This window comes from Testudinibacter crocodili (assembly GCF_006228025.1).
Taxonomy (GTDB): domain Bacteria; phylum Pseudomonadota; class Gammaproteobacteria; order Enterobacterales; family Pasteurellaceae; genus Chelonobacter.
Map to the genome: position 1 here is coordinate 1 of NZ_VDHF01000042.1, position 7976 is coordinate 7976.

Consider the following 7976-nt stretch of genomic DNA (forward strand, 5'->3'; position numbering starts at 1 on the left):
GCCTTATTTATTTGCAAAACAAAAGAGTGGCGAAAAATAGTCTATAGCTCAAATTATAAACAAAAATCAACAGACCCTAGTTTAACTCGAAAAAACCGCACTTTGATTTTCAACTCAAAGTGCGGTCTGTTATTGAGTAAAGAGTAAATCAATATCCTAAAGCTGCCATGCCGACGGTCATATGCAAGCCGTAGAAAATAATTCTCGCCAGCAATTCCGCAGCGATAATCAGGAGCACGCCGATAAGCGGAAGTGCGGTATTGGCTTTTTTCACACCGACAGTCAGTAACAATAAGCCGATTGCGATTAATACAAAGCGGGTGATCATCACCGGCACGAATGACGGCACCAGATCCAATGCGTGGTGAATCGCACTGCTGATGCCGGCTAAATAATTGTATTGCTGATAAGTCACGATAACTGCTGCAATAAACGCCAGCCATGCAATCGTTAACAACAAACCATTCAGGCGTTCAGCCGCTTTGACACTGTTTAGCAGTGCCAATGCCAAGGTTGAGCCACCCAAAAGTGCGGTCAGCAGGAATGAAAGCGGTGTAAACGCTGAGTTCCAAGTCGGCACGGTCGGGATCATATACAGCTTAGACATCGCATAGATAAACGCTGCACCGACTATACTAACCACAATCAGTGCTAACGGACGCCAAATTGACGGTAGTTTAGCAGAAATACCCGATAACAAGCGCACTACAAAACCAAGTAGTGGCAGTTTTTGCCATGCTTGCGGTAATAAGCGTGCGGTCGCCAACGCCCAGTAGCCTGCACCGAGTGCAAAGAACGCCGAACCGGCGGCGATTTCGTTGCTTAAGCCGGAAGCACCGATACGATTCAGGGCATTAAAGGCACGCTGGGGTGAGCCTAGGTGCAGGGTTGAAAAAATAAAGCCAATCGCCATCAAGCCCCACAACACCGTCATCACATAATGTGTGCGTGTTGCGGCACGCTCGCTTTTTTCTGTTAACAATAACAGCATGAACACCCAAAATGCGCCAACCGCACTTTGTGCCAACACGGTGAAAAACACCAGAGGCCATTCGTGTAATCCCATTCCCATTTTACACCTCCTTCGGATTGGCTAAGAAACCGCTGCGATCGTCGCTCGGTTTCGCATTGTGATTCAAGCGCAGTGCGATATTCGGTTGCGTGTAGTGCGACGGCGGCAAAGGCGCCACATCTTTCAGCTCCCCATATTTGGCTTTCAGCTCATCCATCGGCAGCAGATCCAACGCTCGCAGCGGACAAGACTCGACACACATCGGCTTTTTGCCCACTTCAACCCGTTCAAAACAGCCGTCGCATTTGTTCATGCGCCCTTTGCTTGCGTCGTATTGCGGCGCACCGTATGGACACGCCATGCTGCAATATTTACAGCCGATACACACATCTTGATCAACTACTACAAAGCCGTCTTCCCGTTTGTGCATGGCACCGCTCGGACACACTTTGGCACACGCCGGATCGGCACAATGATTACACGAAATCGAGAGGTAGTACGAGAACACATCTTGCGTCCACGCCTCGCCCTCTTGCTTCCAACCGCCGCCGCAATATTCGTAAATACGGCGGAAACTGACATCCGGGGTTAAATCTTTGTAGTCTTTGCACGCCAGTTCACAGGTTTTGCAGCCGGTGCAGCGCTGCGAATCGATATAAAATCCATATTGTTTTGCCGTCATTATTCACCTCCCACACGGGCGACTTCAACCAAATTGGTATGTTGCGGATTGCCTTTCGAGAGTGGCGACGGACGCTGAGTGGTCAACACGTTAAAGCTGCCGTTTTGATCGATCCGTTGTCCGTCCGGCGTGTACCACGTTCCTTCCCCCATCGCAATCACGCCCGGTAAAATCCGTGGCGTCACATTCGCCATCACCCGAGTTTCACCCCGATCATTGAAGATACGTACCATTTCGTTATGTTTGATTCCACGTTTTTCCGCATCAATCGGGTTGATCCACAACGATTGCAGCGAGGCCTGATCCAATACATCAACATTAGCGTAAGTGGAATGCACTCGTGATTTAAAATGGAAGCCAACCAGCTGCAACGGATATTTCTCTGTTAATGGATCATCAAAACCTTCCACCGCGGGGGCATAAATCGGCAACGGGCTGATAATATCGCCCTCCGGCAGCTCCCAAGTGTCGGCGATTTTCGCCAAACGTTCAGAATAGACCTCTATTTTGCCCGACGGCGTAGTCAGCGGATTCGCCACTGGATCTTGGCGGAATTTTTTGAACGCCACCATATGCCCAGCCGGATCTTGTTGTTTGATGATGCCGCGTTGTCGAAATTCTTCAAAACTGATGTCTTGGAACAACGGATTTTTCTCTTGAGTTAGTTGATACAGATGGCGCAACCATTCTTCTTGGCTACGACCTTCGGTAAATGCCTCTTTTTTGCCCATTTTTTCCGCAATACCCGCCAGAATGTCATACACTGGTCTGCACTCAAATTGTGGTTCGATCGCTTGATCGGCAAAAATCACATACCCCATATTGCCCGCTGAGCCATCCATGCAAAAATCCGCCTGCTCGGAGGTGGTGCAGTCTGGCAGCAGAATATCGGCACATTTGGCGGTTGAGGTCATATGGTTGTCGATCACCACCAGCATTTCGCATTTGCTTTCGTCACTCAAAATATCTAAAGTGCGGTTGATGTCGGAATGTTGGTTGACAATACAGTTTCCGGCATAGTTCAAAATAAACTTAATCGGTTGATTCAGTTTTTCCGCACCTTTTAAGCCGTCTTTCAACGCGGTCATTTCTGCGCCGCGCACCACTGCATCAGTCCACATAAAGATCGGAATTTTAGCTTTGATCGGATTTTCGCCGACCGGCAAACGCACAAACGGAATACTGTAAAATCCTTCACGCGAACCACTGTTGCCGCCATTGATCCCCACATTACCGGTCAAACACGCCAACATTGCAATTGCCCGTGCCGCCTGTTCACCATTGGCATGGCGCTGCGGCCCCCAACCTTGGCAGATATACGCTGGTTTGGTGGTGGCAATTTCACGTGCTAAACGGATGATTGTTTCTTTTGGAATCGCAGTGATTTTTGCTGCCCATTCCGGCGTTTTGGCGGTTTGATCATCGCCTTCACCCAAGATATAAGCTTTGTAGTGCGCATTCGGCTTGGCTGAAGCCGGCAAGGTTTTTTCATCGTAGCCGACGCAGTAGGTATCCAAAAATGCTTGATCAACTAAATTTTCGCTGATCATCACATAAGCCATGCCCTCAACAAACGCCGCATCCGTGCCAGGACGAATCGGCACCCACTCGCCTTCGCGTCCTGAGGCAGTGTCGTTATAACGCGGATCGACCATAATCATGCGTGCTTTGGAACGCTCCATCGCCTGTTGTACCAAATAGGTCACTCCACCGCCGCTCATCCGAGTTTCTGCCGGATTATTGCCGAAATAGACCACTAATTTAGAATTTTCAATATCGGTCGGGCTGTTGCCAGCGTTGCTGCCGTACATAAACGGAATCGCTTCAAAGATTTGCGAATAGCTGTAAGTGCCGTGATGTCCCAAACAGCCGCCGATACTGTTCATAAAGCGGCTGGAAATACTTCTCGGCGGTGGGTATGAAGCAGCAACCGTCGCTCCCAGCGTGCCAGTGGCAAACGGCAGATAGAGGCTTTCATTGCCATGTTCAGCGATGATCCGTTGCAGATTAGCGGCAATTTCCGTAAAAGCTTCGTCCCACGAAATGCGCTTAAATTTGCCCTCGCCACGCTTGCCAACCCGTTTCATCGGGTATTTCAAGCGATCAGGATTGTACACCCGACGGCGCATTGAACGCCCACGCGCGCAAGCCCGCACTTGATGAAAATCACCGTAAACATCATCACCCAGATTATCGGTTTCCACATACTTGATCACACCGTCTTGCACATGCATCCGCAATGGACAGCGGCTGTGGCAATTTACCGTACAAGCGCTCCAAACCAGTTTCTCTTCCGCTTTACTACCAACCGTCACTGTGTCTCGCCCGCCTGCTGACACCGGCATTGGCACCGCACTTGCAGCCAAGGCGATCCCACTTAAAGCTGCACCGCCTTTGAGCAAACTGCGACGACTGGTCGCAAAACCCGGATCGTTTTTGGAATTTTTCTCCATAAAATCTCTCCCCACAAAATAAAAAAATCAAAAATAACCGAGGGGAATAATAGAGGATTTTATCTAACTAAAATTGATTAATATCAAATGAGAATAGTCACTACACTAAATCACAAGATCTTAAGATTTTTTATCACAACCTATTGATAAATCAATATGCATTTATTTATATAACGATTCGCAATAAATTTCTGTTAGAATCCGCAATCAGATCAACCAACATATCATTATTATGAACAACGCTATTTTACTCGGATTGTTTTCTTCATTATTTTTTGCCGCCACTTTTGTGCTCAATCGCAGTATGTCGCTGTCTGGAGGCGATGCGTGGTGGTCGGCGGCACTGCGCTTTGTGTTTATGCTGCCGATGCTGTATCTGCTATTGGGAATGCGGATAAAACGAAGTGCGGTTTACCGTGCAATTCGGCAGGCACCGATTGCGTGGTTATTGTGGTCAACGGTTGGTTTCGGCTTATTTTATCTGCCGCTGACACTCTCGGCGGATTATGCCTCGTCTTGGCTCGTCGCCAGTTCATGGCAGATTACCATCATCGCCGGTATTTTGCTGACACCACTGTTTGGGCAAGCCATTCCGCTGAGAAACCTGTTTTTTTCCTGCCTGATTGTGTTGGGAATTATCCTGCTGCAAATTGACAATCTACGCACGCTGTCGCTGCGTGAGAGCCTGTATCCGCTGCTGTTGATTCTGCTCGCCGCCTTTGCTTATCCGCTCGGCAACCGTAAAATGATGGTTTTGGTCGGCAACAGCCTGACCACACAACAGCGGGTTTATGGTATGGTGTTGTGTTCTATGCCATTTTGGCTGATTTGCATGACGATTGCCGGTGTCAACAGTGGTTTACCGCCTGTTAGCCAAGTAAGCCTATCCTTTATGGTAGCACTGTTTTCCGGCGTCATTGCCACACTGCTGTTTTTCAAAGCAACCGAATTGGTGAAACACAATATGAAACAGTTGGCGGTGATTGAAGCCACCCAAGCCGGTGAAATCTTGTTCACCCTGCTTGGCGGCGTATTGTTGTTAAGCGACCCAATGCCGAGTGGCTTGGCGTTCGCCGGTTTATTGATTGTGGTTTTTGGCATTTTTATCAATGGTTTTGCGACTAAAGTCTAAAAAATGGTCATATTCCAAGCCGCTGAGTATTTATTTTAATGCTAAAATCATTCATACTAACGCCCGTTTTTTAGCAACATTTTTTATTTAATCTGAGGAATATTTATGTCTAATACCACAAATAGTTATGCCAATCCGGGCCCATTAGGCTTATGCGGTTTTGCCTTGACCACTTGGTTATTGTGCTTAATCAACGGTGGCTTTTTTGATACTCAATCACTCGGTTTGGTGATTGCTATGGCATTTGCCTTCGGCGGCACCGCGCAAGCCATTGCCGGGATTATGGAGTTTAAAAAAGGCAACACTTTCGGCTTCACCGCATTTATCAGCTACGGCGCATTCTGGTGGTCCTGGGGCTTGTTCGTTGCCTTTTTCAAAGGGGAAACACCTGCAACATTCGTTGCATGGTATTTAGCCGCTTGGGGCACGTTCACTCTGATGATGTTTATCGCCACCCTTGCCAAACCACGTGCACTGCAAGCGATTTTCTTCTTCCTGACCCTGACTTTCTACGCTTTGGCAATCGGCGACGCCACTGCTAACCACACCATTGTCAATGTTGGCGGCTACTTGGGATTGATCACCGCACTTTGCGCATTCTATTTAGCTGCTGCAGAAGTGATCAACGAATCTTACGGCAGAACAGTATTGCCAATCGGTGAGAAAAAATAATCTAGTTTACAAAAATTATTTGATAAGATTTGATGAGGCAAAGTAGCAACGGTGTTTCAAACAGTTGCTACTTTCATCATATCAATCGTATATTCTAGAGTCTGTTAATATTTGCTATTCAACCATTTTCTGCGGTGCTGGTGCTAGCATACGTTTGTGATGAGAGCGGTTGTGCCAAAAATCAATCTGTTTTTGTGCCGGTACAGATACCGTTTCGCCACGCAAAAAAGCATCAATTTCTGCATAACTGACGCCCATTTCATCTTCATCAGTTTGCCCCTGCCACAACCCGGCACTCGGTGCTTTGTCTAACACCGCCTGCGGCACACCAAGCAACCGCCCTAATTCAAACACCTGTTCTTTGCGCAATTGCACCAACGGCACAACATCAACGCCGCCATCACCATACTTAGTGAAATAACCGGTATGCCATTCTGCCGCATTATCAGTGCCGACCACGATTGCCTGTTGATTTTGCGCCGCTGCATACAGGGTTATCATGCGTAACCGTGCCTGCACATTGCCGGCAATCACATTCTGCCGCTCGGCATCATCACGGAACAGTGGCTGCATACTTTGCATAAAAGTGCGGTAACTAGGACTAATAGAAGCTTCAATCACCGTACAACCCGCACTTTTTGCAACCGCATAAGCATCGGCAATATCTTGGGCAGAAGTCGTATCCGACGGTAAAATCAACCCCTGAACCGGCGCACCGGTTTTCATCAATAAATTCACCCCTACTGCCGAATCTATGCCGCCACTAATGCCGATCACATAGCCTTTCGCACCATAAAAATGGCGTTGCTGCTCCAACCACTCTACTAAATAATCTGCATATTGTTGCAACGTCATATTATTCCTCTCGTTCAGCATGTTGTTCAGCGGCGTATCGCACTGGCTGTAAACGCGGGTTAAACTGGTAGCGCCGCCCTTGTTTGGCTTGCTCTTTGCCGTTTAAGCGAACACAATCACCGGTAAAGCCAATATTCACTTTCAGCAAATTAGAGCCAACACCGTAGGAGTCAACTGGTGTTTCCAGTTGCTCAAATAAACGGATTTTTGTCGAGTCAAAGCCACCACTGACGATAATTTTTACATGCTGAAACCCTTCGGCATCCAGATGGCGACGCAACAATTTAATTAAGCGCGGATTGGTGCCGCGCAAATCGTATTGTCCGAACTCATGTTGATTTCTCAGGAAATATTGATCCACCATATTGGCAGAAGTGTCCACCCGCACACCATATAATTTGTTACCGAAATGGCGCGCCACCTTGAGTGAATCTTCAATCACATCATTATTATAGTCCACCAGCGCAACCAAATTATCTTCAGGAAACGTTGCCAAATAGGCTTCGCACGCCTGAATTAAGTTACCGTTGAACAACTGAATCAGCGCATGTGGCATCGTGCCGACACCGTCACTGCCCCACCATTCATTCATTGCATAGGTTGCCTGCGCACTCATGCCGCCAATATAAGCGGCATAGCCGTCACCAGCTTGCTGTGAAAAATGGTCATCGCGATCACCCATAAAGATCACTTGCTTACCACTTGCCGCCTGCACCACGTTATAAACGTGTGTTGCCACCGATGTGCGTCGTGCTAAAATCCCATCGATGATGCCTTCCAGATAGCCAAAATCCTCATAATAGCCTTCCACCATCAACACGGTTTCAAATGGTGAGATTTTATCGCCATCATTCAACGCCCAGATTTTAAGGTTTTGCGGATAAGCGGCAAAAGTATGCAGCAGTGCAATCGCTTCATCCATGCCGCACACAATCGCTTCATTTTTTTGAAAAAATTGCATACTCACGGTTTGTCGGGGGATACGATTTGCGACAATTTTGCTGGTTTTCAAGAAATAAACCGCTGAAAACCAACCATCTTTAATCCGCGGATCAAACTTAAAAGTGCGGTTTGTCAGCCTCGCCAACTTCCCTTTTTGTTTCAGCTCAAATTCTTTTTCACACATTACGGTTCTCAACTCAATCAAAATAAAAAGTATATGCTACAAAA

7 protein-coding genes are annotated in these 7976 nt (G+C 47.5%); 2 read left to right on the forward strand and 5 right to left on the reverse strand.

The features are described 5' to 3' along the window. Window positions 1-148: 148 nt before the first annotated feature. From FHQ23_RS04635 to FHQ23_RS04645, 3 genes are read right to left on the reverse strand one after another with little or no spacing between them, the layout of a single operon-like run. Window positions 149-1072, reverse strand: a complete 924-nt coding sequence (locus tag FHQ23_RS04635) for a DmsC/YnfH family molybdoenzyme membrane anchor subunit (protein WP_139613270.1) — start codon at window positions 1070-1072, stop codon at window positions 149-151. Window position 1073: 1 nt separating this feature from the next. Further along, window positions 1074-1694 carry a DMSO/selenate family reductase complex B subunit gene (locus FHQ23_RS04640; RefSeq protein ID WP_139613271.1) on the reverse strand — a complete coding sequence of 207 codons (621 nt, stop codon included), beginning with the start codon at window positions 1692-1694 and terminating at the stop codon, window positions 1074-1076. Beyond that, window positions 1694-4147, reverse strand: a complete 2454-nt coding sequence (locus FHQ23_RS04645) for a DmsA/YnfE/YnfF family dimethyl sulfoxide reductase (RefSeq protein WP_139613272.1) — start codon at window positions 4145-4147, stop codon at window positions 1694-1696. The genes FHQ23_RS04640 and FHQ23_RS04645 overlap by 1 nt, the downstream gene beginning before the upstream one ends. Window positions 4148-4379: 232 nt before the next feature. Between FHQ23_RS04645 and FHQ23_RS04650 the strand changes: the two genes are divergently transcribed. Next, window positions 4380-5279 (forward strand): DMT family transporter, encoded by a 900-nt coding sequence (locus FHQ23_RS04650; protein WP_139613273.1) that lies wholly within the window; start codon window positions 4380-4382, stop codon window positions 5277-5279. A gap of 105 nt (window positions 5280-5384) precedes the next feature. After that, complete coding sequence (locus FHQ23_RS04655; RefSeq protein WP_139613274.1) at window positions 5385-5951, forward strand: acetate uptake transporter; 567 nt, start codon at window positions 5385-5387, stop codon at window positions 5949-5951. Between the two features lie 114 nt (window positions 5952-6065). Here FHQ23_RS04655 and nadE read toward each other — a convergent pair whose 3' ends face one another. Further along, complete coding sequence (gene nadE, locus FHQ23_RS04660; protein WP_139613275.1) at window positions 6066-6806, reverse strand: NAD(+) synthase; 741 nt, start codon at window positions 6804-6806, stop codon at window positions 6066-6068. A 1-nt stretch (window position 6807) separates the two neighbouring features. Continuing rightward, window positions 6808-7932, reverse strand: a complete 1125-nt coding sequence (locus FHQ23_RS04665) for a nicotinate phosphoribosyltransferase (protein ID WP_139613276.1) — start codon at window positions 7930-7932, stop codon at window positions 6808-6810. Window positions 7933-7976: the final 44 nt, after the last annotated feature.

Excerpts from the sequence above, each read along its gene's own strand:
- FHQ23_RS04640 (WP_139613271.1), bottom strand. The coding sequence starts at position 1,694 with ATGACGGCAAAACAATATGGATTTTATATCGATTCGCAGCGCTGCACC.
- FHQ23_RS04650 (WP_139613273.1), top strand. The coding sequence starts at position 4,380 with ATGAACAACGCTATTTTACTCGGATTGTTTTCTTCATTATTTTTTGCC.
- FHQ23_RS04665 (WP_139613276.1), bottom strand. The coding sequence starts at position 7,932 with ATGTGTGAAAAAGAATTTGAGCTGAAACAAAAAGGGAAGTTGGCGAGG.
- FHQ23_RS04635 (WP_139613270.1), bottom strand. The coding sequence starts at position 1,072 with ATGGGAATGGGATTACACGAATGGCCTCTGGTGTTTTTCACCGTGTTG.
- FHQ23_RS04655 (WP_139613274.1), top strand. The coding sequence starts at position 5,385 with ATGTCTAATACCACAAATAGTTATGCCAATCCGGGCCCATTAGGCTTA.
- nadE (WP_139613275.1), bottom strand. The coding sequence starts at position 6,806 with ATGACGTTGCAACAATATGCAGATTATTTAGTAGAGTGGTTGGAGCAG.
- FHQ23_RS04645 (WP_139613272.1), bottom strand. The coding sequence starts at position 4,147 with ATGGAGAAAAATTCCAAAAACGATCCGGGTTTTGCGACCAGTCGTCGC.